Origin of the sequence: Ruegeria faecimaris (genome assembly GCF_900182615.1) — a bacterium.
GTDB lineage: Bacteria > Pseudomonadota > Alphaproteobacteria > Rhodobacterales > Rhodobacteraceae > Ruegeria > Ruegeria faecimaris.
This window is the reverse complement of sequence record NZ_FXTE01000002.1, coordinates 291,197-314,847: the sequence shown is the minus strand read 5'-3', so window position 1 is coordinate 314,847 and position 23,651 is coordinate 291,197. Positions and strand designations below refer to the sequence as shown.

The window sequence follows — 23,651 nt, the reverse complement described above, 5'->3', positions numbered from 1 at the left end:
ACAAGAGATTGTGCCTGAATCATGATCTCTGCCCTTGACCTTCCTGTGACTGGAACCCCCATCTAGGGTTGGAAACAGGACAGGATGAGTCGATTGGCCAACTCACATACTATCAGACTGAAGGTCACCGGAATGAGCTGCGCATCCTGCGTAGGCCGCGTGGAATCTGCGTTGCGCAATGTTCCCGGGGTTACCGAGGCTTCGGTCAACTTCCCAACCGAGACTGCACAGGTCACTTATGACGGGCCGATCAGCGACCTGACCGGCGCGCTGGACAAAGCTGGTTATCCGGTGTCAGTGGCAGAAGCCGTTCTGCAGATTGACGGAATGAGTTGTGCTTCTTGCGTCGCAAGGATTGAACGAGCACTCTGCGCAGATCCGGCCGTCATAAGTGCTCGGGTCAACCTGGCCACTGAAACCGCGACCATTCGTTTTGCCGACGGGGCAACTGATCCTGTGAAGCTGGCGCAGCTAAGCACTAAAGCGGGCTATCCGGCGCACCCTTCCAGGATGGCCGAAAGCAACGATGAGAAACCGGGCGAAGCCTCTGCGCTGATCCGCACCACCCTGATCGCTGCGGCGCTGGCTTTGCCCGTGTTTATACTCGAGATGGGCGGGCACATGATCCCAGCCTTTCATCACTGGGTTCAGGCAACAATCGGGATTCAGACCAGCCATATCATCCAGTTTGTCCTGACGTCGGTTCTGCTGATCGGCCCCGGAAGGGTGTTCTATGCCAAGGGTATCCCGGCCTTGCTGCGCGGGACACCTGATATGAATGCGCTGGTCGCGATGGGAACCGGTGCCGCCTATCTGTATTCCGTCCTGGCCACCTTTGCGCCTCAGGTTCTGCCACATGGCAGTGCAAATGTGTATTACGAGGCCGCCTCGGTCATCGTGGTCCTTATCCTGCTGGGTCGCGCGATGGAGGCGCGGGCAAAAGGCCGGACCGGGGCCGCCATTCGCAAACTGGTCGGGCTTCAACCGAAAACAGCCCGGCTAGAACAGGACGGGGGCACGGTCGATCGACCCATATCCGAAATACTGGTTAGCGATGTGCTGCAGATCCGACCCGGAGAGCGCGTCCCAGTCGATGCTCAGGTGTTGGACGGCACCTCATACGTGGATGAGAGCATGATTACCGGCGAACCCGTTCCTATAGGGAAATCGGCCGAAGATCAGGTGATAGGGGGCACGGTCAACGGCACGGGCGCGCTGCGCGTGCGCGCCACGCGTGTTGGGTCCGAAACGGTGCTGGCGCAGGTCATCCAGATGGTTCAGCAAGCTCAGGGTGCCAAGTTGCCGATACAGGGGCTAGTCGACCGGATCACGGCGTGGTTTGTTCCCGTTGTGATTGGCGTTGCCCTACTGACCATTGCGATCTGGCTGATCTTTGGCCCTGCGCCTGCCTTGCCGATGGCGCTGGTCGCAGGGGTTTCGGTTTTGATCATTGCCTGCCCCTGCGCCATGGGGCTGGCGACTCCGACGTCGATCATGGTGGGCACGGGGCGCGCGGCTGAACTGGGCGTGCTGTTCCGCAAAGGCGATGCTTTGCAGCAGTTGCAACAGGCCAAGATCATCGCTTTGGACAAGACCGGGACTCTGACACTGGGGCGCCCTGAACTGGCGAATGTCACGACCATAAATGGGTTTGACCGCGATACCGTTTTACGGCTGGCCGCTGCGGTCGAGGCGCGATCCGAGCATCCGATTGCCACGGCCATCACGCGGGCCGGACCTGCGGACCTGCCCCCTATCGCCGGCTTTGAATCGTTGACTGGGCTGGGCGCCCGCGCGTCTGTCGATGGGCACGATCTGCTGATCGGCTCACCCAGATTAATGGCGCAGAACGGCATTGATCTATCCGCGCTGAGCCAACAGGCCGACCAGCATGCCGCCGAAGGGGCAACCCCCGTATTCGTCGCGATCAACGGTCAGGCTGCGGCACTTCTTACGGTCTCGGATCCGGTCAAACCGGGCACGATCGAAGCTTTGCACAGGCTGCACACTATGGGCCTAACGCTGGCGATGGTCACCGGGGACAACGCCCTGACTGCGCAGGCTTTGGCAGACAAGCTGGGCATCGATCATGTCACAGCCGAGGTCCTGCCGGACGGAAAGCTCGCTACAATCAACGCCCTGCGCGACCAGTTCGGAGAGCTGGCCTTTGTCGGTGACGGGATTAACGACGCCCCGGCATTGGCTGCGGCGGATGTCGGCATCGCTATCGGCACGGGTACAGATGTGGCGATTGAAACGGCGGATGTGGTGCTGATGTCGGGCGATCTGCGCGCGGTTGCCAATGCAGTCGAAATCAGTCGCCGGACCATGAGCAATATCCAACAGAATCTGGGCTGGGCGTTTGGATATAATGTTTTGCTGATCCCTGTCGCCGCCGGGATTCTGTATCCTTTTGGCGGCCCGCTTCTTTCCCCGGTTCTGGCGGCTGGAGCCATGGCTTTGTCCAGCGTCTTTGTCGTCACCAACGCGTTGCGACTTCGCAGGGTTCGCGCCAGCCTGCCCGAGGGATCACATCCGGCGGCTCCACAAATGGTGACGTCATGAATATCGGCGACGTTTCCAACCAAACCGGTCTCCCGGCCAAGACCATCCGCTATTACGAAGATATCGGACTGATCAAACCGCTGCGCGATGATAATGGCTATCGCCGGTTCCGCAGTCAGGATGTGCACAAACTGAACTTTTTGGGCCGGGCCCGCGCATTGGGATTTACGATCGAAGATTGCCGGACCCTGATGGCCTTGTATGAGGATGAAACCCGCGCAAGTGCAGATGTGAAGAAGGTTGCCCGCGCGCATATGGTCCAGATCGAAGCGAAGATCGCCGACCTTAATGCGATGCGCGATACGTTGGGTCATTTAATTGACGCCTGCGCCGGCGACGACAGGCCTGATTGTCCGATCCTGAAGGATTTGGGCGGACAACCCTGACACGGGGTTGCCCTTTGTCTTCAGCTTTGCTTTGTCTCTGCCAAACAATCCGGCTTGCGGCGTCTGACCGGGCCTGGACAGCAGAGAGGTTCACCAAATGGCAAAAGTTGCGTTCCTTGGTTTGGGTGTCATGGGATATCCAATGGCCGGCCACCTGCAGGCTGCAGGTCATGAGGTCACGGTTTTCAACCGAACCACCGCTAAGGCCGAGGCTTGGGTCGCCCAATATGGCGGCTCAATGGCCGCTACCCCGCGCGAGGCGGCTGAGCGAGCCGAGTTTGTCATGGCTTGTGTGGGCAATGATGATGACCTTCGCATGGTCTGCGCCGGCGACGATGGTGCCTTCGGCGCAATGTCAAGCGGCGCGGTTTTCGTCGACCATACGACCGTCTCGGCAAAGGTAACCCGAGAGCTTTATGGCGCGGGCAAAGCCGCAGGGATTGCCTTTGTGGACGCGCCGATTTCGGGCGGTCAGGCCGGGGCTGAAAACGGCGTTCTGTCGATCATGTGCGGGGGGGATCAGGCTGCCTATGACGCGGCCGAGCCCATTATGCAGGTCTATTCCAAAATCTGTCGCCGCATTGGGGACAGTGGCGCCGGTCAGATGACCAAGATGTGCAACCAGATCGCCATTGCCGGACTGGTTCAGGGCCTCAGCGAGGCACTGCATTTTGCCGAAAAAGCCGGGCTGGATGGCCGGGCGGTTGTGGAAGTGATCAGTCAGGGGGCCGCAGGCAGTTGGCAGATGGCGAACCGCTATGAAACCATGTTGGACGATCATTTTGAGCACGGTTTCGCGGTGGACTGGATGCGCAAGGATCTGGGAATTTGCTTGGATACCGCAGATGAAACAGGGGCATCCCTGCCGGTGACGGCTTTGGTTGATCAGTTCTATAAGGATGTACAGAAAATGGGCGGGAATCGGTGGGATACGTCCTCGCTTATTAAACGGTTGCGCGCATTGGGGTAACGGGAAAAGGGGGCTGTCTGCCCCCTCTTGGCCCGCAGGGCCAATTCACTCCCGAAGATATTTTTAGCCAGATGAAAAGGACCCCGGTTTACTGGGACAGGGTTTCAAATGAACGACATCATCGCATTTTGGGCTAATGCTTTGCGGCAAAACTGGGGGCTGGACGCGCGGCTGACCCGATTGGACGGCGAATACGATCTTAATTTTCTGGTCCGGGCAACCAACGGACAGGATTATGTGCTGAAAGTCATGCGCCCCGGATGCGAAGCAGAGCTTGTGGACCTGCAGGTCAAAGCCTTAGAACATATCGCCTCAGAAGCACCGGGGCTGCCATTTCCTACAGTGTTTCCCGATTTGCAGAGGGGCTATCTGCCCCGAATCGAAGATCACGAGGGGGTACCGCGCCTTGTTTGGTTGCTGGAATGCCTGCCTGGGCAATGCTATGCGAAATCGGCACCCAAATCCGAAGAGTTGATCCTAAAGCTGGGTCGCGTTCTGGGTGCTACAGACCGCGCATTAGAGCGGTTCACGCATGAGGGTTTGGCCCGGGGCGATTTCAAATGGAATCTGACGCAGGCAGGGTGGATCGAACAGCATCTGGACACCGTTAGTAGCCCAGCGCGGCAGGCAGTGCTGGCCGAGATATGTTCCGAATTCAATGCGATATCAGACAAGTTGGCAGGCTTGCCCAGTCAGGCGATTCATAATGACGCCAATGACTATAACGTTCTGGTAGAAGCAGAGCCTGGCCAGCGCCCGGGGGTGTCGGGCTTGATTGACCTTGGCGATATGTGTGCCGCGCCACGCGTTTGCGATCTGGCGATTGCCGGGGCCTATATCGTATTGGATCATCCGCAACCCGAACGCGCATTGGCGGCACTGGTGCGCGGCTATCAGGCGGCAAACCCCCTGCGCGCGGACGAAGTCGAACTGATCTGGCCTCTCTTGCGTATGCGACTGGCTGTGTCGGTTGTGAACTCGACCCTGATGGCCCTTGAAAACCCGGATGATCCTTATGTCACCATCAGTCAGGCGCCGGCCTGGCGGTTTCTTGAGGACCAAAGCGTCAATGGCGGATTGATGCCAGCGCGCCTGCGCGTCGCCTGTAGTCTACCGGTCACCGATGGGGCCGAGCGCATCCACGCCTATCTGTCCGCGCATCGCGGTCAATTCGCCGAGATGTTTGGGCAGGGACTAAAAGATGTGCCCATTGGCTCGCTATCGGTCGAAAACTCGGTGTGGCCGCAAAATCCTTTCCACATGCCCCTGGCCGAGGCGGCACGTGTTGGCGAGGAATATGGCACAGACTTCTGGTTGGGATATTACAATGAACCCCGCCTGATTTACGCAGAGCCGGGGTTCCGCAAAGGGCCATGGAAAGCTTCGGACCGACGCACCGTGCATCTGGCGGTGGATGTGTTCGCGCCTGCCGGCACTGTCCTGAATGCCCCGATCAGTGGCCGGGTCGAGGCGGTCGAGAATCGCGACAGTCACCTTGACTATGGCGGGGTGGTGATCCTGCATCACGAAACACCCCAAGGCGATCCGTTCTATACACTCTACGGACATTTGGACCCCGAGGTCTGCGACAGGCTGAACCCGGGCGATCCAGTCGCACAGGGAGCGGCGTTTGCACGGCTTGGGGATGTCACACAGAACGGGGGCTGGGCCCCACATGTACATTTCCAGCTGGCCCTGACTACGAACGGGATGCGGGCCAACTGGCCGGGTGTTGGCGACCCTGACGAGCTTGAACTGTGGCACGCCGTCTGCCCGAATCCGGCGGCTCTGCTGAACCTTCCCGATGACAAGGTGTTCTATCGGCCGACCGATAAACAGGCGATCCTGCAGGGACGGCAGGACCACTTCGGAGGCAACCTGTCCCTGACCTATGACGATCCAGTCATGCTGGTACGCGGTTGGAAGCATCACCTGTTTGACGAATGGGGTCGCCCTTATCTGGATGCGTATAACAATGTACCCCATGTGGGCCACGCCCACCCGCGCATTCAGGCTGTCGCAGCAGATCAGCTCAAGCGGATGAATTCCAACACCCGGTATCTGCATCCGGCCCAGACGGCTTTTGCCGATAAGGTTCTGTCCAAGCTGCCCGATCACCTCGAGGTCTGCTTCTTTGTGAATTCCGGCACCGAAGCCAATGAGCTCGCCCTGCGGCTGGCCCGCGCCCATACCGGCGCCAAAGGGATCGTGACGCCCGATCATGGGTATCACGGCAATACCAACGCCGCCGTGGCAATTTCGGCCTATAAGTTCAACAAACCGGGCGGAGTTGGTCAGGCGGATTGGGTGGAACTGGTTGAGGTCGCGGATGACTACCGAGGGTCTTTCCGGCGCGACGACCCCGATCGCGCCCAGAAGTTTGCAGATCTAGTGGACCCAGCGATTGCAGCCCTACAGGACAAAGGTCAGGGCGTTGCCGGTTTCATTGCCGAGACCTTCCCTTCAGTTGGCGGGCAGATCATACCACCCAAAGGCTATCTGCCCGCGGTTTATGATAAAATCCGCGCCGCTGGTGGTGTCTGCATCGCCGACGAGGTGCAGACAGGTCTGGGGCGTCTGGGCGAATATTATTTCGGCTTTGAGCATCAAGGCGCGCTGCCGGATATCGTGGTCATGGGCAAACCCATTGGCAACGGTCATCCATTGGGCCTTCTGGTTACTACCAAAGAGATCGCCCGCAGCTTTGATAACGGGATCGAGTTCTTTTCGACCTTTGGCGGATCGACCCTGTCCTGCCGCATCGGCAAAGAAGTTCTGGATATCGTCGATGATGAAGGCTTGCAGGACAATGCCCGCCTGATGGGCGACAGGTTGATGACAGGCCTGCGTCAGATCGAGACCGATTTCGGATCTGTCGGTGATGTGCGCGGCATGGGCCTGTTCGTTGGAGTCGAACTGATCAACCCCGATGGCTCTGAAGGCCGTGAGATCTGCCAATATGTCAAAAACCGGATGCGCGACCACCGGATTCTTATTGGCAGCGAAGGCCCAAAGGACAGCATCCTGAAAATTCGCCCGCCGCTGACGATCGAGGCGGAAGATGTGGACATGATCCTGTGGGCATTACGGGATGTGCTGGCAGAAGTTGGTGATTACAGCCCGCCACCCTCATGCGATCATGACCATCACCACGCAGGGTGCGGCTGCTGCTGAGGGCACGGAACCCCGGCGCGCATTCGCCGGGGTTCTGCACCTGCCCTGCTGCTTAGTGCAGCGTGGCAGTGGGGTTCTGATGTCTTGGGGTTGGCATCGGGATCGAGACCGTCATGCGTCGCAAAGCCAGCCCTAATTCCTCAGACAAAGCGGCCAATGCGGGGGCAAAATCGGGACGGACGATCAGGGACGCCATCATCATAGCGTCTTCGCGCGCGCCTTCTGATGCCGCCGCAATCATCTGGGCGAAACAGTTTTCATCCGCGCCAAGGCAGACACAGCCCAACCCATGCCGGATCAGCGGGCGCCGCCCGTGATGGGCACAAAGCGAGCACAGCCGGTCCAGCGTCAACATCGCTGCCCGGCCCTGATCCGTACCCAGGGCGATTTGAAAGTCCTGCGCCGCATCCATACGCGTTTGCATTCCGTCCCCCCAGAGGCGCAGATACATGACCGCACCGGCCTCGACAGGGCTTAGGTCGGACAGACGGCCAACGGTCGCGCCACCCCGGGCTGCAGGCGCGCTCATTTCGTCAAGATCAGTTTGCCCGCGCGCGTGATGCGCAAGGTGTACAGCTGATCGCCCAGCTCGATATGGGCCAGATTGCCCCCTTTGGTCAGATCTTCAGCCTTATGTGCAGGCAGCATTGATACGGCAAAAGACTGGCTGGGATTTGGGTTCTGAACATTCATCAGGATCACTCCGGAAGGTTTCGGGCAATGCGCCTTATCGGTTTACTTTTCAGGTATCTGGCTGGCCCGTTTCTGGGGTTGCTGATGGCTTGAAATATAATCTGATTATTTTAGTCAGGTATGTCAAGCCTCAATATCCCACTCTCGCAACCGGGTTGAATTGCACTGCCTGAACACACCAGTTAGGACTTGCGGTGCAGCTTCAGAGGCAAGGATTTCAATGAGCGCTACAATTATGTTCGATTTGGACGGAACACTGGTCGACAGCCTTCCGGACATCACCGCCGCTGCGAATGCAATGCTGCGGGACACTGGTGTCTCGCCCCTGCCCCAGGACACGATCAAACAATTCGTCGGCAATGGCCTCCCGAAATTGGTAGAACGCATGATGTTTCATTGCGACCTGCCTATGGATCGCCATGCCGAGCTATCGGAACTGACGCTGACCCACTACAACGCAGCCTCCAGCGACAAAACCGTCGTCTACCCCGGCGTGGCCGAAGCGCTTGAACAGCTGCGCCAGATGGGATGTGTTCTGGGTGTTTGTACAAACAAACCCAAAGCACCGGCTGACCATGTTCTGAAGTCGATGGGCCTGACCCATCATTTCGATGCCACCCTGGGTGGTGACAGCCTGGCCACGCGCAAACCAGACCCAGCCCATCTTGAGGCAAGTTTTAGAGCAGTGGCCGCTATAGGTCCGCGCCTGTTCGTGGGTGACAGTGAGGTCGATGCAGAAACCGCTGAACGGGCCCAGGTGCCATTTTTGCTATTCACGGAAGGTTATCGGAAAAGCCCGGTTTCTGAACTGTATCATACCCGTAACTTCGCCGACTGGCACGAAGTGCCTGCGCTTGTAAGTGAGCTTTTGGGGGAATTGGGTTGATGTCCCCCAACTAGTGAGGGGCCGGCCGAGGGGGTAAGTAGCCAGCCCCTCAAGGGGGAAAAGTGGTAGGTCCTTGGAAACTCCTTGGATGATTTGAAGTTAACGAATCGCTCCAATCAAAGATATAGGGGGTTTCCCGTAGCCCTAGATAGGGTATTGAAATTACATAATAAACTATCCGTAAATTCCAGAAATTCGTTGAATATTGTCATTTTCCGTTGGTGACCCGGCCCCAGGACACCGCCAATCGAAAGCTGAACAACGAAAAAGGGCGGGGATGAACACCCCGCCCGACGGTTCAGAACAATTGCTGAATCCGCATGTTCAGATTGCCAGATATTCCTCGCGCAGCTGTGGATTCTCTAACACCTCGCTGGCGGCTCCATCAAACACGATGCTGCCCGTATCCAGAATGATCGCACGGTCCGCCAATTCCAGGGCGCGCACCGCGTTCTGCTCGACAATGATCGTGGTCATACCCTGCTGTTTGACGTGAAGCAGAGTCTTTTCGATCTCATCCACAATCACCGGGGCAAGCCCCTCATAGGGTTCATCCAGAAGCAACACCTTGATGTCCCGTGCCAAAGCCCGCGCAATCGACAGCATCTGCTGCTCTCCGCCAGACAGGGTAATTCCTTCTTGCTTGCGGCGCTCACCCAGCCTTGGGAACAGCTCATAAAGCCGTTCCAGCGACCAGCCGACAGGTGGAGCGATCTGGGCGAGTTGCAGGTTCTCTTCGACCGTCAGACCGGGGATGATACGGCGATCCTCTGGCACAAGGCCAAGGCCTGCGGCGGCGGCCTCATAGCTGGTCATTTTGTGCAGCGGCTTGTGATCCAGCCAGATTTCACCATGACGCACCTCGGGGTCACTGACCCGCGCGATGGATCTGAGCGTCGAGGTCTTGCCAGCACCATTCCGGCCCAGCAGGGCCAGAATTTCACCTTCGTGCACGTTAAAGCTGACGCCCTGCACGATATAGCTTTCGCCATAGTATGAATGCATGTCCCACACCGACAAAAACGCAGGGGCGGTGCTGGCCATATTGGCGTTTTTCGAAAAGTCAGGTTTCTCGTTCATTGCTTTTCCTTACGCGGCCTCACCCAGATAAGCTTCGCGAACCTTGGGATGCCCGCGGATGTTTTCTGGCGTATCTTCGACCAGAGGTGTTCCCTGCGCCAGAACGGTGATGCGCTCGGCCAGGCTGAACACCACATGCATGTCATGTTCAATGATGGCGATGGTAATGTCACGCTCGTCCTTGATCTGTTTGAGCAGGTCGATCGTGTTGTTGGTATCTGCCCGGGCCATCCCGGCGGTGGGTTCGTCCAGCAAAAGCAGGCGCGGGTTCTGGCTGAGGCACATGCCGATCTCAAGTCGTCGCTTGTCCCCGCGTGACAGCGATGCCGCGTGCATCTCGCGTTTGTCAGCCATGTTCATCTCTAACAGCATCGCCTCGGCCTGCTCGACAATCGCCTTTTCACTGGAGATGGTTTCATAGGCGTGCATCCGAAACGCGCCGTCCCGCATCGCAAAGATCGGGATCAACATGTTCTCCATCACAGTCAAATCGCCGAAAATCTCGGGCGTCTGGAACACACGGCTGATACCCATCTGGTTGATCTGATAGGGTTCCAACCCCAGAACAGAATTGTTGTCGAACAAAACAGAACCGGTATCCGGCATCAGCTTTCCCACCAAACAGTTCAGCAAGGTTGACTTGCCCGCACCGTTCGGGCCGATGATCGCGTGGACCGAGTTTTCTTCGACGTTGAGGTTCACATCCGACAGCGCCTTGAGGCCACCGAAGCGTTTGCTGACGTCTTTGACTCGTAGAATTGCCATGGTGCCCCCTTATTCCGCTGGCTCGGTTTTGCCCTTCGGGGCATCATCGGCGCCCGGTTTCTTACGCTTGAACCAACCCATCAGCCGCTGACCACCTTCAACCAGCCCACCCGGCAGATAGATCACCACCAGCATGAACAGGATACCCAGCGTCAAATGCCAACCCTTGCCGATGAACGGATGGATCAGGAACACAACCGCGTCCTCAAGCCCATCGGGCAGGAAAGCGAACCAGCTGTGCAGAACATTGTCGTTGATCTTCGAGAAGATGTTTTCGAAATACTTGATAAAGCCTGCTCCCAGTACCGGCCCGATCAGGGTCCCTGTACCGCCCAGAATTGTCATCAGCACCACCTCGCCCGAGGCAGTCCACTGCATCCGTTCGGCCCCGGCCAGCGGGTCCATGGCGGCCATCAGCCCCCCCGCCAGACCGGCATACATGCCCGAAATCACAAAGGCTGCCAGTGTGTAGGGTTTCGAATTTAGACCGGTATAATTCATCCGCTGCTGGTTGGATTTCACCGCCCGCAGCATCATGCCAAAGGGCGAGCGGAATATGCGGATAGAGAGATAGAACACCGCCATCATGATCACCGCACACAGGTAATAGCCCGCGTTAAAGTCAAAGCTCCAGGCACCCACATCCAACGTATAGGTCGCGCGCATGGGAATGCCGAACAGATGCGGTAGGTTCGGCGCGCTGGCCGATTGCAGGATCTGCGGATCGTCCGCATAGACCTGCAAGCCGGTCTCACCATTTGTCAGGTTGAATTTTGGGTTCGAAAGCACCGAATAGGCCAGAGCAAAGCTCATCTGTGCAAAAGCCAGCGTCAGGATCGAGAAATAGATGCCCGACCGACGCAGGCTGACAAATCCGATCAGCAGCGAAAACACCCCGGCGACAAGAACGCTGAGCGCGATGGCCGGAACGACGTTATAGCTGAGCAGTTTGAACATCCACACTGCGGAATACGACCCCACCCCAAGAAAGGCCGCATGGCCAAAGGACAGGTATCCGGTCAATCCAAACAGAATGTTGAAGCCGATCGCAAAGATCCCAAAGATCACGAACCGCTGCATCAAATCGGGATAGCCCGCGTTGAACTGCGCCATGGCGCTGCCTTCGGGGAACGGGTTCAGGATAAAGGGCGCCAACAGGGTCAGTATGGCGACGATGATCAGCAGGCTGGTATCTCTCTTGTTCAGTCCCAACATGGCTTATTCCTCCATCACGCCTTTGCGCCCCATCAACCCGCGTGGACGGGTCAAAAGCACGATGATGGCGACAAGGTAGATGATGATCTGGTTGATGCCAGGGATCGTGGTCGTGGCCCAGGTGGTCGACGCAAAGCTTTCGAGCACGCCCAGCAGGAACCCGGCCAGAACCGCGCCCGGCAATGAGCCCATCCCCCCCACAACCACAACCACAAAGCTGAGAACCAGAAAGTCCATGCCCATGTGATAATTTGGGGGGTTGAGCGGCCCGTACATCACCCCGGCAAGACCCGCGACCGCGGCCGCAATCCCGAACATGATGGTAAACCGCCTGTCGATATTTATCCCCAGCAGGCCCACCGTTTCACGATCTGCCATGCCAGCCCGCACGACCATGCCAAAGGTTGTGAATTGCAGGAACGAGAACACCGCTCCGATAATGCCAACGGCAAACCCGAAATAGACCAGCCGCCAGATCGGATAGATGATGGCGTTGGGATCGAATCCAACCATGATGCCAAGATCAACAGACCCACTCAGCATATCGGGGGGCGGGGTCTGGATCGGATTGGCACCGAAGAAATATTTGATGATCTCCTGCAGCACGATCGCCAGGCCAAAAGTCACAAGGATCTGATCCGCATGAGGGCGCTTGTAAAAATGTTTGATCAGCCCGCGCTCCATCACGTAGCCGACAAACAACATGATCGGGATCGCGAACAGGACAGCCAGAGGAACGGACCAATCTATGATTGACGCGCCAATCTCGGGGCCGAACCAGGCCTCTATATACGGGGTTTCAACCTTCAGCGGGTTGCCCAGAAAATCTTTCTGACTTTCATCAAGGGTCACGTAGCTCAAGTTAAAGAGTTTTTGCAAAGACACCGCGCAGAACGCACCAATCATGAACAGCGCCCCATGGGCAAAGTTCACAACTCCAAGCGTTCCGAAAATCAGCGTCAGGCCAAGCGCGATCAGCGCATAAGCCGACCCCTTGTCCAACCCGTTCAGAATTTGCAGAAGAATGGCGTCCATAGTCCCCACCTTTGGCCTGTCCAGTGGACTCCCCCATAGGCGGGAGAGCCCGTTTTCTAGGTCAGAGAATTTTCGTCGAAAATTCTCGCGCTTGTGTTACGCGCCCGGATTGCATTTACCCAGTTCGCCACCGGCAAACATCGGGTGCTCGGGATCGTATTCGACCTGCGCGCGTGGGGTGATCTCGACGATCTCCAGCGTGTCATAGGCGTTGGTCGGGTTCTCGTTGCCCCGCACCACCAGCACATCCTTAAAGCACTGATGATCTGCACCACGATACCAGGTCGGCCCGTTGCCCAGACCGTCGAACTCGAAATCTTCCAGCGCTTCGGCGACACCACAGGGGTTGAAGGTACCCGCTCGTTCGCACGCATCTGCATAGAGCAGAACCTGTGCATAGCAGGTCTGAGCCGAATTGGACGGCGGCTTGCCGTATTTCTCACCAAAGGACTTCACAAAGGCCTTGGTGCCTTCGTCTTGCAGCTGCCAGTTCCAGTTCATCGAACCCAGCACGCCCTTGATGTTCTCGCCAGCACCAGCAGCCATCAATTCGGAATACAGCGGCACGACAATCTTAAAGTCTTTGCCGTTGGCCACCTTGTCGAGCAGGCCGAACTGAATCGCATTGGTCAACGAGTTCACCATGTTACCGCCATAGTGGTTCAGAACCAGCACATCCGCGCCCGAGTTCAGAACCGGCGCGATATAGGACGAGAAGTCCGTCGACGCGAGCGGTGTTTTGACCGTGTTGACCGTTTCCCATCCCAGGGCTTCGGTCGAGGCCACAATCGACTCTTCCTGAGTCCAGCCCCAGTTGTAGTCAGCGGTCAGATGATAGGCCCGGCGTTCACTGCCCATTTCGGCAGCAAGAACCGGCGCCAGAGCAGCGCCCGACATGTAAGCATTGAAGAAATGGCGGAAACCGTTCGCCTTCTTGTCCTTACCGGTCGTGTCGTTGGCATGGGTCAGGCCAGCCATGAAGATCACGCCCGCTTCCTGACACAGACCCTGAACTGCGACAGCCACGCCCGAGGACGAGCCGCCGTTGATCATGATCGCACCGTCTTTTTCGATCATCGACTTGGCCGATGCGCGTGCGGCGTCCGATTTGGTCTGGGTGTCGCCGGTTACGAACCCGACCTTTTTACCAAGAATCCCGTTCCCTTTCAGGGCCTTGGACGTAAAGGTGTTCAGGCAACCGCCATCGCCCTCACCATTCAGATGCTCGACTGCAAGCTGCTGTGCCAGCAGTTCATCATTACCCTCTTCTGCATAAGGCCCGGTCTGCGGAACATTGAAACCCAATGTGACAGACGACCCAGAAGGTTCGTTAGTATATGCAGCAGCCGACGATGCGGTAAAAATCGTAGGTAGGGCCAGACCGGTACCGGCAACAGCACCAGACTTCAGCACGCCGCGGCGTGTGACAGATTTATTAGTCATTCATTCCTCCCAGTTCCCTGTTTTACGTCTGTTGGCTCCTCTTCCAGCAAACGATTGCGCAGGTTTACGCACCGCGAGTATGGCGGGGGTTCTGAAAATTTCTCAATAACCTATTCAAAAAGCAGCTATGTTATGTAAACAAATGAACACCTAGGTGCGGATTCTTGTAAATTCTTAAACATCTTATGCTTCTTAAGAATTGAAATTAAAAGGTATTATTTGAAAACATGCCGGTGATCGCCATGCAGGCAGTGCCGCTCTGCTCGGCAAGCAAGAAGTTGTTGCTAAATCTACAAGAAGTTGTTGCTAAATCTAAAGGAGAGCCCGGGCCGTATGATACAGCTCAGATGGTCACCGGGACGAGCTGACTTCCCCTGGAGATCAAGCCGTTTGAACCTGGGTTCTCAAACCCGAAGCATCGTGCAAATCAAGAATTGTGACAAATTGAAAAACGGTTAATCCCTCCACGGCTGCATCGGTGAATACAGGCAACCGCCCGACCAACCGACGACCAAACAAGCGCAATAACCTTACAAAAAAGGCATAAACCACTACGCTTCACCCCGCATTCCGCGAATAGGTCAAAGAAATAGTCCGCGGATTTTGTGCAGTTTGTTTACTGAAACGCGACGAATTGATCGTACATAATTAGGTTAATGATTTTTTAGATGAGTTTTAGACGATTATATAGAACTATAGGAATGTAAAGAATCGGTAGGAGGTTGCGCACTCTTATATTGCAAATGCGCGTTTATGTTTGTTCGAGTACAGGTTGTTATCTATGGTCCGGGGGAATGCTCAGAGCGCTGCGTGGTTGCCAAACGCGCTTCATGCCAGAGCCATCATTAATTTCATTCATTGGAGCCAGGCAGGCGTCGTTCTTGATGCCGCGCTTGAAGGTATCGTCAAAGCATTTGGCGCCGATTGTGCTGTCATCAGCCGTGTGTGGCTGAACAAAGGGGCCCATCGTGTTGCCGCACGGGCTGACACACGGGATCCAAAATTCCAAAGACCATTGTTTCATTCTTTCGCCAACGACGCCCTCGGCCCGTTTCGGAACAAACCAAAACGCGCCTCGGTGTTTAGTCTGCGAGATGACGGGGCAGACCCCAGTGATATCTCCGCAGTTTTGTTAGATTGGATGTCGCACCGCAAGCTGGATGACATTCTGTTCATATGCCTGGACCATAACGGCGGCGAAATCGACTTTCTGGAACTTCATTTCGGGCAGAGTTCCGAACCCGGTTACCGCGAAGCGATTGAACAGGTGGCTCCGCAACTATCCGAGACCTATCAGGCCCGCCGAGCCGGACTGATCACTGAATCATTGTCTCGGCAATCAGTCACCGCACTCAGAAAATCATACAGTGAAGCACCTATTCTCAGCACCGAGAACCCTACGGGCCTGACCCGTGCCGAATGGCGTGTTTGCGTTCTTGTTTCACGCGGGCTGTCGCCTCAGTCCATTGGTGCCGAACTTGAGATCGGACCAGCGACAGTTCGCACGCATCTCAAGCATATCTATTCAAAAACGGCGCTGGACACCTTCCACATGCTGGCCCGGCGCTTGGTATCGGTAGAAGAGCGCGAGGCCCTTTTTGGGAAACCTGGCCAGGCACGTGCCTGATGCCAGAACTGGACTGGCAGTCCTGGCTGACATTGTGGGTATTCACACCGCTGTTCGTAATGATCGCCTGGACGGATTTCACCCAAATGCGCATCCCTAACCTGTACTGCCTGCTGGGCGGTGCAGTCGTGCTTGTGACCGCGCCGTTTCCGGATTGGAACCAACTGCTGCTGCGCCTTCTTGTGGCCGCAGCGTGTTTTGCGATTTGTTTCGGTCTGTTTGCAGCGGGTTGGCTGGGCGGTGGCGACGCCAAGATATTGCCAATCGTATTTGCCGCAATTCCGGTCCCGGTCGTATCGACCTATCTGCTAATACTGGCAGGCTGCATGGCAGCGGGGCTGATCGGAATGTCGCTGTTTCGGCGTCTCGCCCGACAAACTTCCCCGCATATCAAGTCGACCGCCCAGTCGCGCGAATTTCCTCTTGGAATCGCTATCGGATCATCCGGGGTGATCCTTGCAATCTGGTCGGCTACAGCGCTTTGGTTCTGACCATGTCAGCGCCTTAGGGGCCAAACGCATCCATATAGCGGATCACGATCGGGGCCAGGATCAGCCCGGCGATTGCAGGCAGCATAAAACTGGCCATAACCGCCGACATTTGGACAGGCAACTTGTTGGCCTTTTCCTGTGCCCGCACCTCGCGCAGTTCACGCATTTCTTCGGCATAGGTGTTCAAAGCCGCAGCCAGGGGAACGCCAAACCGGGTCGATTGCAGCACAACGCTTACGAATGAGCTCATTTCCTCGATACCTGTTCGACGCGCCATACGCATCAGCGCGGTATCTCGGTCACGCCCTGCCTGAATCTCGGAAAGCGCAATCAGCATCTCTTCGGACATTTCCGGCGCGACAAGCTGCATTTCGACCGCCACTTTCAGTAAGGCCTGATCAAAACCGAGGCCAGCCTCGATACCGATCTGAAGCAGATCCAGCATGTTCGGAAACGCATTTTCCATCAGACGCTTGCGCTCTTTGATCCGGGCGCCCATCCATAACTGCGGTATGAGATACCCGATCCCGCACAATACGCCGACATTCCGGATAATCTCGAACGCGTTCAGGCTGGACGTATATTCCGCGATCCGCGCACCCAAGTTGTTTGCCGGTTGCCAGGACATCAGGAAGAGGAAGGCCAGCGGCAGGAACGTCGCCAGCCCCAAACGGATAAGATAGAAATTCACGATTGCGTTTTTGCTGCGAAATCCGGAACGCGCCAACACCTGCCCAACTTCGAAACGTACACTGGCATCGCTGGGTATCAGGGCCGCACTCAACCCTGTCGGCGCTTCGCCCTCGACTTTTTCAGGAACTGCCCGTGACAAAGCCTGACGTGGTCGGCTTGACACCATGCGCTCTGCGGCTGTGGACCGTTCGCTAAGCGAGGACGAGATACCAAGAAACGCTACGACCGCACCTATCAGCACACAACCCAGAACCAGGATCTGCGTTGATAATTCGCTATCAAAAATCGAACTCAAATACTCCATCGAATACGCCTCTTCAAATCCGGAAATTCACAAGCTTGAACATCACAATCGCGTTCAGGACGATGGTCACTGCGATAACGCTCATGACTGGCACAAAGGCCGGAGAGTCCGCGACATCGCCATAATATGTCGGCGTCATGATGGTCATGAACACGGCAATGCCAACGGGAATGGATGACAGGATATAAGCCGTCATGCGGCCTTCGGCCGAGATGGCCTTGACCTTGCGACGCAATGACATTCGCGCTCGGATCACGCGGGCCAGCGTGCGCAAGATGCCGGCCAGGTCACCACCTGTGCCGTGCTGCATCATCAGCGCAACAGCTAGATACTGGATATCTTCTTCATCGATGCGGTCAGCCATGCTTTTGATCGCAGTCGTCAGTTCTTCGCCATAAGAGACCTGATCAACGACCAGCCCAAACTCAGTTCCAATTGGGTCAGGCATTTCTTCGGCGACACTTTGTAAGGTTGTGTTCAGTGGGTGCCCCACCTTCAATCCACGGGACATCAGGTCCAGCGCATCGGGCAACTGCTTGATCAACGCCGCCTTGCGCTTGCGCAACGTCACCCCCAACGCAACCAGTGGCGCAATCAAGAAAACAAGGGCGCAGGTGGGGACCACTTTCAATGGATCAGCCACCATAGACCCACCAATGGCCGAGATCAGAAAGGCTGCGCCACAACCGGCCAGAAACATTTCGGGAACCATGTTCAGGCCCGAAACCTTCAACGCCAGAGGCAAATCCCCCACCAGCGGGAAACTCCGCAACAGTGGCTTGGCTTCCTGCGGTTTCAACAGGCTGAGGACATCCTCACCCGACTTCCCCTCGGACAGCATCTGAATTCGGCGGTTGATCGCCTCTTCGCGGTTTTCGCCACGCCGCATAAACTGACGCAGCCCTTCAAAAGCAATCAGCGCACCCAGGAAAACCGCAAGCGCCAGAACAAACCTGACATCGAACCCGGCAACTTCCATTTCCGGGCCGATCAGGTTGTTGATGTTCAGATTGGCCAGATATGACCTGATTTTCTCGAACATCCCGGACCTCCTTAGTTGAACTTGACGGTGGACAGGTCGACCCCGGCAGCCGCCAGTGCATCACTGGATTTTGGCCGAATTCCCGTGGGCATGAACCGGCCCAGAACCTTGCCGTCTTCATCCTTGCCTTCGCGCTTGAAAACAAAGATGTCCTGCATGGTGATGATGTCGCCTTCCATTCCAGTCACTTCCGAGATCGAAGTAACCCGGCGCGTCCCGTCTGACAGTCGGTTCAACTGAAGCACAAAGTGGATGGCCGAAGCGATGGTGGCCCGGATCGCCGAATGCGGCAGCTCCATCCCGCCCATCTGTACCATCTGTTCGACCCGAGACAGCGCATCGCGTGGACTGTTGGCATGAACGGTCGTCATCGAACCGTCATGGCCGGTATTCATCGCCTGCAGCATGTCGAAGGCCTCTGATCCGCGCACCTCGCCGACCACAATACGGTCAGGGCGCATCCGCAGCGCGTTGCGGACAAGATCACGCTGGGCCACAGCGCCGGTCCCGTCCAAACCGGCTGGGCGGGTCTCCATGCGGAGAACATGTTCCTGCTGCAGTTGCAGTTCAGCAGCGTCTTCGATGGTCACGACCCGTTCGTTGCCGCCGATATAGGAAGACAGGGCATTCAGCATTGTCGTTTTACCTGATCCGGTTCCTCCGGAAATCAGGACATTCATCTTTGCCTCGACCAGACCGCGCAACAACGCCGCAGCACTGTCATTCAATGCATCGTTCTTAACCAACCGCTCCATCGTCAGCGGTACGCGCGCGAATTTACGGATCGACAAGGCCGGCCCGTCCAGCGCGCAGGGCCGAATGATCGCGTTTACACGGCTGCCATCCTCAAGCCGCGCATCCACCCAGGGTTGGCGTTCATCAATACGACGGCCGACACGACTGACAATCTTGTCGATGATCCGAAGCAAATGACGTTCATCCCGAAAACGCGCCGAGGTTTTTTCCAGAATACCTGAACGTTCGACGAAAATCTGCTTGTGACCGTTCACCAGAATATCGTTGATCGAAGGGTCGGCCAGCAAAGGCTCCAGTGGCCCAAGCCCAAGCACCTCGTGCATCAGTTCTTCGACCAAAAGCTTGATTTCCTCAGACCGCATGGCCCGGCCCTCGGACCGCAACAGATCAGTTGCGTGTTTGCCGATTTCGCCCCGCAATGTGTCTTCTTCGACCTTGTCGATCACAGCCAGATTCAGCTTATCAAGCAACGAGTTGTGCATCCGGGCCTTGAGGTCGATACGGTCCATCTCGCGCTCGCGCTCCATGGCACGGCGTTCGGCGTTCTTGACCTCGATATCAGCAACATTTCCGTTCGGCTGTTTCGTGTCCAACGGCACAACTTTTGGGGATTGGGATGTTGTGCGACCCGTTCTGTCAAATTCACGAAACATTCTGCTTTACCTTTTACTTAACTGATCTTCACATCTTCGGACTTCGATTTACTGTTTGCCCACGCGTGGCGGCAGAGAAACTGTGGTTTCCTGCGCGATGCGGCGGATGGCCCGTGTCAGAGGCGCCCGGTTTGAGACCTCTTGCAGAGGTACGCCCCGATCCACGCATTCACGAACGGTTCGCTCATCCTTGGGGATCCAGTGGGCGAAATCCTGTTCCAACAGCTTTGCCGCTGCGCGGTGGTGCGCGGCCGGGATCAGGGGTTTCTTTTCCAGGCTCGCAACCAGCTGGATTTCCAAGGCCGGGTTTTCGGCGTGATAGAAATCCATCAATTTCCGCGCTGACCGGATCGAAGGCACTGCGACATCCGTTACCAAAAGCAGCCGGTCGGCTTGCGACAACACCGGCGTGATCCACTCGACCAGAGCTCGCGGCAGATCAATAATCACATAATCATGGCTGCGCTTAAGGCTGTCCAAAATGGCCGAGATCTGTTCTTCATTAATGGCACTGAGAGGACCAAAGCGCGACGGTGCAGCCAGAACATCAACCCCACAGGGGGATTTGGTCATGGCCTGTTCCAGAAAGGCGCCATCGGGAATGCTCTCATCCATCGCCATCCGCCACATGGCGTCACTTTCCTCAACATCCATCAGGGCGGCAATAGATCCGAACTGAAAATCCAAATCGACAACCGCGACTTCGTTGGCGGCTTTCTTCTTGAAGAACCCTTCCTTGGCCTGTAGCTCGTTGGCCAGATTGGCAGCGACGATAGACGATCCAACCCCACCACGGGATTTCGCCACGGCGATTACTTTGCCCAGGGTTGCCTGACCGCCCCACACGGCCGGCAACTGCGCCTGACGGCGGGCCCGGATTGCGTCCACCTGCGGCACAATTTCCTCGTCGATCCACTTTCTCGGAAGAACGTCGTCGACACCAAGCTTTTTCAGCTGGCGCGCCTTTTCCAAGGGCAGATCCTCGTGGGCCAACGCAATGATGATCGCATTTGGCATACGGGCATCACAGATTTTCCGTGCGGTTTGCAGTAGGTCCCCGGAATTCTCATCCACATCGAACAGAACAACATCATGCTCTGCAGTCAGCGAGATCGCAGAGCCGTTTACCCCCGCAACGGTGTCCTGACGACCGGTGAACCGGCAGTTCGCCTGCCCCCGCAAAGAGCCTTCGATGGCCGAGTAAATCTGCTCGTCCGGTGAAATCAACAATACTGAAATCTGCTTGGCACTCATTATGTTTCTCCTTACTCACTCGCCCCGGCCGCCAGATCTTCGGCGGGAACCGATGTGCTCATCGCGGGAAGAGAAATACTGTTGGGGGTATTTGACGCAGGTGTTGTGCCGTTCGACGCAAGAGCGGCCAGACCGGCGATTGGCATCATGAAGTTAAAGTTTACGTTAACAAGTTCGGCGGTAACGACCGGCGTATATGGCCCCCCTAAAAATCCAAGGCGCGCGTCATGCGAATATCCGATCTGTACGTTGGCGGCAGTCGTTCCCGGTGGCAGCAACATGCGGATATCATTCCAGACACGTGCGCCGTAATCCGTCGCGGTATTCAAAGGGCAGGGCGCAGGCAGGGCAGGCACGGCACAGACATTGCCACTGCGGCAGAGCACCCCAAATTTCGTACTTGTAGGAGCGCCGCTTGCCAGCGTGTGCTCGGTCGGCAACGCACCGCAAAGCGGAGGCCCAAGAGTTGCCAGCCTGGATGCTTTTTGCATCGCCTTCTGCGCCATGGTTGTCGACCAGAACAACCGGCCATAATCCACAATGCCGAACATCAGCAACAGGAACAGTGGAATGACCATCCCCAATTCGACCAGGGCGGCGCCACGCTCCTGACGCCGGAAGGTCCGCAGGATATGCGACACCCGGGTCATACGCCGAACACCCGGCTCTGATCCGAAATCACCGTGTCAAGCGTGCTAACAGCCCCGCCGAACAGGCCCAGAACATTGCCTAGGATAAAATCAATCTGGATTTTCGCGGTCACTTCGACCACTGAGGTCGGGTCAATACGATAGCTGCCAGACCGCGAGATGCAGGTCGGGGTTACATCCACCAGCGTTGTTCCGACCGGCAAATGCGCCCCACCGCCCAGTCGGTTGGCGACAATATCTGTGGCCATTGCATCATAGCTTGCGACGCCTCCCGCGCTGCATAGATCCAGCGGTGCGATGCGAGCGATCATGCGCGACGCATCCCGTACGCCGGCAGATGTCGCCTGATGTATCCAGGTGATCCGGCTGCCCTCGATGATCACAACAAAGAACAGCAAGATAACCGGCAGAACCATGGCGAACTCGACCATCGGCGCGCCAGACTCGCAGCGCCGAAAGCGTGAGAGGAAGCGACCCAGCGGCTTCATCGGTACAGCCTCACAACATCGCGGAAAATGCCATCAACGGCACTGCCGCCAACTCCGCCGCCAACCTGTTTGACCACCTCGACGAAGATGTCGAAATCCGAGCCTGTGGATTCTTCAAGCGGCTGAAACAGAAAGACTTTTACGAACTCCTTCACCGGCACATCGGTGGCCCGCCCGGAAACCGGGTTCGCGGTGCAGTCAATCGCTGCGGCGATAAATGTCCGGCGGTCGGGGTCGGTGCTGGGCTGGCTTGAACATTGGGCGCGGCCGGTCTCGTCCCGTCCGGTGACGATATCGCCTGACCCGGCCCGGCTGACCTCGTCCAGATATACCTGATACCGGGTGTTTCCTGTCGGTGCACCCTGCGCATGCGGTGTCAGCGTACCGTCCGGTCCAACGCCATAATTCATAAGGTTGTAAGCTGCTTGCCCTGACGTCCAGTTGCCATCGCCAAAACGGCTGCCATTGCAAAGACCACTCACCGGGTCAAAGCAATCATCCGGCGGCATTGGAATAGTATTGGTCGACAGGGTCGGATTGTTGTTCAAACATCCCCCACCAGTATGGTCCCAGCCCGAGATCACATTTGGGCCCGGTGCATAGTCTGGATCGTTCTTCAGTTGGTTCATGGTCGCCTGGAACATATCGAACCGCGAATTGTAGATCGCGCTGCCAATCCCGTTCCGCTGACCGGGTTCGGTGTCGACACCGCGCTGAGACACGCATTTGGTCAGGTTCCCATTCGCAGCAATGAGGCAGATATACAGCTTTGAACCAGTCAGACCGGCGCATGGCCCGTTTGGATTGATCCCGATATCCGTTGGATCCAGAAATCCGAAATTCCCCGGCCCCCAGGCCGAGTTGTTGCCGCCAGTACGCAATTTGATGGAAGCGCCGATATTGGCGCTGGAGGTCCAGCCCGACGGGATGCAGAACATCAACGGCGTTACGTCACAGGCATATGCTGAATACCCAGCGATCGAGACTGAATTCACCTCTCCGGACGGGCTGGCGACGCCCAGCAAGCTGGCCAGCGATCGGCCAAAAGGCAGGAAAACAGTCCGTGGTGTCGCGGTCACCTCGACCAAGACAGCACGCGCCGGGTCTGTCGTCACAAAGGGCGTAACCGAGTCGTTATCGTCTGGGTCTGCCCCCGGAGTAGGCAATCCGGTCAGAAAACGAAGCGAAAAATCCGCAGAAGTTCCAAGGCTTTGGCTGCCATCAGCGAAAAACTGTTCGTCGTCGATCATGCCGGATGCCGCAGCTGTTGCACGTGTAATGGCGTCAGCATTGCCATCCAGCTCTCCTGCGGCGGCAAGCGCCACGTGGTCGGTATAGGCTTGCATGTCAGTTTGGGTAGAGGCGATACGCCCCAGATCAAAAGTCAGTGCAGCCATTCCGATCATGACGACCATGAACATGCCGACAAAAACCAGAATTGTGCCGTCTTCTTTGTCCCTGATTTTGCGTAGCGAAGTCAT

21 protein-coding genes are annotated in these 23,651 nt (G+C 56.8%); 7 read left to right on the top strand and 14 right to left on the bottom strand.

Annotated features, from left to right (window positions below; genetic code table 11):
- Positions 1-84 precede the first annotated feature (84 nt).
- The 4 genes from FN806_RS07800 (at position 85) to FN806_RS07785 (ending at position 7,095) form a co-directional block, all read left to right on the top strand.
- Positions 85-2,565 carry a heavy metal translocating P-type ATPase gene (locus tag FN806_RS07800; protein ID WP_142635770.1) on the top strand — a complete coding sequence of 827 codons (2,481 nt, stop codon included), beginning with the start codon at positions 85-87 and terminating at the stop codon, positions 2,563-2,565.
- Positions 2,562-2,951, top strand: a complete 390-nt coding sequence (gene cueR, locus FN806_RS07795) for a Cu(I)-responsive transcriptional regulator (RefSeq protein WP_142635768.1) — start codon at positions 2,562-2,564, stop codon at positions 2,949-2,951. Before FN806_RS07800 ends, cueR begins: the two co-directional genes overlap by 4 nt.
- A 97-nt stretch (positions 2,952-3,048) precedes the next feature.
- Positions 3,049-3,921, top strand: coding sequence for an NAD(P)-dependent oxidoreductase (locus FN806_RS07790; RefSeq protein ID WP_142635766.1), 873 nt, complete (start codon positions 3,049-3,051; stop codon positions 3,919-3,921).
- A gap of 108 nt (positions 3,922-4,029) precedes the next feature.
- On the top strand, positions 4,030-7,095 hold the full coding sequence (locus FN806_RS07785; protein WP_185956646.1) for an aminotransferase class III-fold pyridoxal phosphate-dependent enzyme: 3,066 nt from the start codon (positions 4,030-4,032) through the stop codon (positions 7,093-7,095).
- A gap of 52 nt (positions 7,096-7,147) precedes the next feature.
- Here the strand turns inward: FN806_RS07785 and FN806_RS07780 are convergent, their stop codons facing one another.
- Entirely contained in the window at positions 7,148-7,624 is a 477-nt protein-coding gene (locus tag FN806_RS07780; RefSeq protein ID WP_142635764.1) for a hypothetical protein, read from the bottom strand.
- On the bottom strand, positions 7,621-7,788 hold the full coding sequence (gene hemP / locus FN806_RS07775; protein WP_142635762.1) for a hemin uptake protein HemP: 168 nt from the start codon (positions 7,786-7,788) through the stop codon (positions 7,621-7,623). Before hemP ends, FN806_RS07780 begins: the two co-directional genes overlap by 4 nt.
- A 220-nt stretch (positions 7,789-8,008) precedes the next feature.
- Here hemP and gph point away from each other — a divergent pair, with 220 nt between their 5' ends.
- On the top strand, positions 8,009-8,674 hold the full coding sequence (gph, locus tag FN806_RS07770; protein WP_142635760.1) for a phosphoglycolate phosphatase: 666 nt from the start codon (positions 8,009-8,011) through the stop codon (positions 8,672-8,674).
- A 324-nt stretch (positions 8,675-8,998) separates the two neighbouring features.
- Here gph and FN806_RS07765 read toward each other — a convergent pair whose 3' ends face one another.
- The 5 genes from FN806_RS07765 to FN806_RS07745 all read right to left on the bottom strand — a co-directional run bounded on the left by FN806_RS07765 (position 8,999) and on the right by FN806_RS07745 (position 14,212).
- Entirely contained in the window at positions 8,999-9,754 is a 756-nt protein-coding gene (locus FN806_RS07765) for an ABC transporter ATP-binding protein (protein WP_142635758.1), read from the bottom strand.
- A gap of 9 nt (positions 9,755-9,763) precedes the next feature.
- Complete coding sequence (locus FN806_RS07760) at positions 9,764-10,519, bottom strand: ABC transporter ATP-binding protein (RefSeq protein ID WP_142635756.1); 756 nt, start codon at positions 10,517-10,519, stop codon at positions 9,764-9,766.
- 9 nt (positions 10,520-10,528) lie between these two features.
- A complete protein-coding gene (locus tag FN806_RS07755; protein ID WP_142635754.1) occupies positions 10,529-11,734 on the bottom strand; it encodes a branched-chain amino acid ABC transporter permease in 1,206 nt (401 codons plus the stop codon).
- Positions 11,735-11,737: 3 nt separating this feature from the next.
- Positions 11,738-12,769 carry a branched-chain amino acid ABC transporter permease gene (locus tag FN806_RS07750; protein ID WP_142635752.1) on the bottom strand — a complete coding sequence of 344 codons (1,032 nt, stop codon included), beginning with the start codon at positions 12,767-12,769 and terminating at the stop codon, positions 11,738-11,740.
- A gap of 96 nt (positions 12,770-12,865) precedes the next feature.
- On the bottom strand, positions 12,866-14,212 hold the full coding sequence (locus tag FN806_RS07745) for a substrate-binding protein (protein ID WP_142635750.1): 1,347 nt from the start codon (positions 14,210-14,212) through the stop codon (positions 12,866-12,868).
- Positions 14,213-14,993: 781 nt separating this feature from the next.
- Here FN806_RS07745 and FN806_RS07740 point away from each other — a divergent pair.
- The gene (locus FN806_RS07740; protein ID WP_246097200.1) at positions 14,994-15,839 is read left to right on the top strand and encodes a helix-turn-helix transcriptional regulator; all 846 of its coding nucleotides are present in this window, start codon (positions 14,994-14,996) and stop codon (positions 15,837-15,839) included.
- A complete protein-coding gene (locus tag FN806_RS07735; protein WP_142635747.1) occupies positions 15,839-16,330 on the top strand; it encodes an A24 family peptidase in 492 nt (163 codons plus the stop codon). Before FN806_RS07740 ends, FN806_RS07735 begins: the two co-directional genes overlap by 1 nt.
- A gap of 13 nt (positions 16,331-16,343) precedes the next feature.
- Here FN806_RS07735 and FN806_RS07730 read toward each other — a convergent pair whose 3' ends face one another.
- The 7 genes from FN806_RS07730 to FN806_RS07700 are packed head-to-tail and all read right to left on the bottom strand — an operon-like array spanning position 16,344 to position 23,651.
- The gene (locus FN806_RS07730; RefSeq protein ID WP_142635745.1) at positions 16,344-17,327 is read right to left on the bottom strand and encodes a type II secretion system F family protein; all 984 of its coding nucleotides are present in this window, start codon (positions 17,325-17,327) and stop codon (positions 16,344-16,346) included.
- 13 nt (positions 17,328-17,340) lie between these two features.
- A complete protein-coding gene (locus FN806_RS07725) occupies positions 17,341-18,369 on the bottom strand; it encodes a type II secretion system F family protein (protein WP_142635743.1) in 1,029 nt (342 codons plus the stop codon).
- A gap of 11 nt (positions 18,370-18,380) precedes the next feature.
- Positions 18,381-19,778, bottom strand: coding sequence for a TadA family conjugal transfer-associated ATPase (locus FN806_RS07720; protein ID WP_142635741.1), 1,398 nt, complete (start codon positions 19,776-19,778; stop codon positions 18,381-18,383).
- A 48-nt stretch (positions 19,779-19,826) separates the two neighbouring features.
- On the bottom strand, positions 19,827-21,032 hold the full coding sequence (locus FN806_RS07715; RefSeq protein ID WP_142635739.1) for a CpaE/TadZ family protein: 1,206 nt from the start codon (positions 21,030-21,032) through the stop codon (positions 19,827-19,829).
- An 11-nt stretch (positions 21,033-21,043) separates the two neighbouring features.
- Positions 21,044-21,682 carry a TadE/TadG family type IV pilus assembly protein gene (locus tag FN806_RS07710; RefSeq protein ID WP_142635737.1) on the bottom strand — a complete coding sequence of 213 codons (639 nt, stop codon included), beginning with the start codon at positions 21,680-21,682 and terminating at the stop codon, positions 21,044-21,046.
- Positions 21,679-22,170 carry a TadE/TadG family type IV pilus assembly protein gene (locus FN806_RS07705; RefSeq protein WP_142635735.1) on the bottom strand — a complete coding sequence of 164 codons (492 nt, stop codon included), beginning with the start codon at positions 22,168-22,170 and terminating at the stop codon, positions 21,679-21,681. The genes FN806_RS07710 and FN806_RS07705 overlap by 4 nt, the downstream gene beginning before the upstream one ends.
- A complete protein-coding gene (locus FN806_RS07700; RefSeq protein WP_142635733.1) occupies positions 22,167-23,651 on the bottom strand; it encodes a pilus assembly protein TadG-related protein in 1,485 nt (494 codons plus the stop codon). Before FN806_RS07700 ends, FN806_RS07705 begins: the two co-directional genes overlap by 4 nt.

Coding starts and splice junctions, on each gene's coding strand:
- FN806_RS07800 (WP_142635770.1), top strand. CDS start 85: ATGAGTCGATTGGCCAACTCACATACTATCAGACTGAAGGTCACCGGA.
- cueR (WP_142635768.1), top strand. CDS start 2,562: ATGAATATCGGCGACGTTTCCAACCAAACCGGTCTCCCGGCCAAGACC.
- FN806_RS07790 (WP_142635766.1), top strand. CDS start 3,049: ATGGCAAAAGTTGCGTTCCTTGGTTTGGGTGTCATGGGATATCCAATG.
- FN806_RS07785 (WP_185956646.1), top strand. CDS start 4,030: ATGAACGACATCATCGCATTTTGGGCTAATGCTTTGCGGCAAAACTGG.
- FN806_RS07780 (WP_142635764.1), bottom strand. CDS start 7,624: ATGAGCGCGCCTGCAGCCCGGGGTGGCGCGACCGTTGGCCGTCTGTCC.
- hemP (WP_142635762.1), bottom strand. CDS start 7,788: ATGAATGTTCAGAACCCAAATCCCAGCCAGTCTTTTGCCGTATCAATG.
- gph (WP_142635760.1), top strand. CDS start 8,009: ATGAGCGCTACAATTATGTTCGATTTGGACGGAACACTGGTCGACAGC.
- FN806_RS07765 (WP_142635758.1), bottom strand. CDS start 9,754: ATGAACGAGAAACCTGACTTTTCGAAAAACGCCAATATGGCCAGCACC.
- FN806_RS07760 (WP_142635756.1), bottom strand. CDS start 10,519: ATGGCAATTCTACGAGTCAAAGACGTCAGCAAACGCTTCGGTGGCCTC.
- FN806_RS07755 (WP_142635754.1), bottom strand. CDS start 11,734: ATGTTGGGACTGAACAAGAGAGATACCAGCCTGCTGATCATCGTCGCC.
- FN806_RS07750 (WP_142635752.1), bottom strand. CDS start 12,769: ATGGACGCCATTCTTCTGCAAATTCTGAACGGGTTGGACAAGGGGTCG.
- FN806_RS07745 (WP_142635750.1), bottom strand. CDS start 14,212: ATGACTAATAAATCTGTCACACGCCGCGGCGTGCTGAAGTCTGGTGCT.
- FN806_RS07740 (WP_246097200.1), top strand. CDS start 14,994: ATGGTCCGGGGGAATGCTCAGAGCGCTGCGTGGTTGCCAAACGCGCTT.
- FN806_RS07735 (WP_142635747.1), top strand. CDS start 15,839: ATGCCAGAACTGGACTGGCAGTCCTGGCTGACATTGTGGGTATTCACA.
- FN806_RS07730 (WP_142635745.1), bottom strand. CDS start 17,327: ATGGAGTATTTGAGTTCGATTTTTGATAGCGAATTATCAACGCAGATC.
- FN806_RS07725 (WP_142635743.1), bottom strand. CDS start 18,369: ATGTTCGAGAAAATCAGGTCATATCTGGCCAATCTGAACATCAACAAC.
- FN806_RS07720 (WP_142635741.1), bottom strand. CDS start 19,778: ATGTTTCGTGAATTTGACAGAACGGGTCGCACAACATCCCAATCCCCA.
- FN806_RS07715 (WP_142635739.1), bottom strand. CDS start 21,032: ATGAGTGCCAAGCAGATTTCAGTATTGTTGATTTCACCGGACGAGCAG.
- FN806_RS07710 (WP_142635737.1), bottom strand. CDS start 21,682: ATGACCCGGGTGTCGCATATCCTGCGGACCTTCCGGCGTCAGGAGCGT.
- FN806_RS07705 (WP_142635735.1), bottom strand. CDS start 22,170: ATGAAGCCGCTGGGTCGCTTCCTCTCACGCTTTCGGCGCTGCGAGTCT.
- FN806_RS07700 (WP_142635733.1), bottom strand. CDS start 23,651: ATGACTTCGCTACGCAAAATCAGGGACAAAGAAGACGGCACAATTCTG.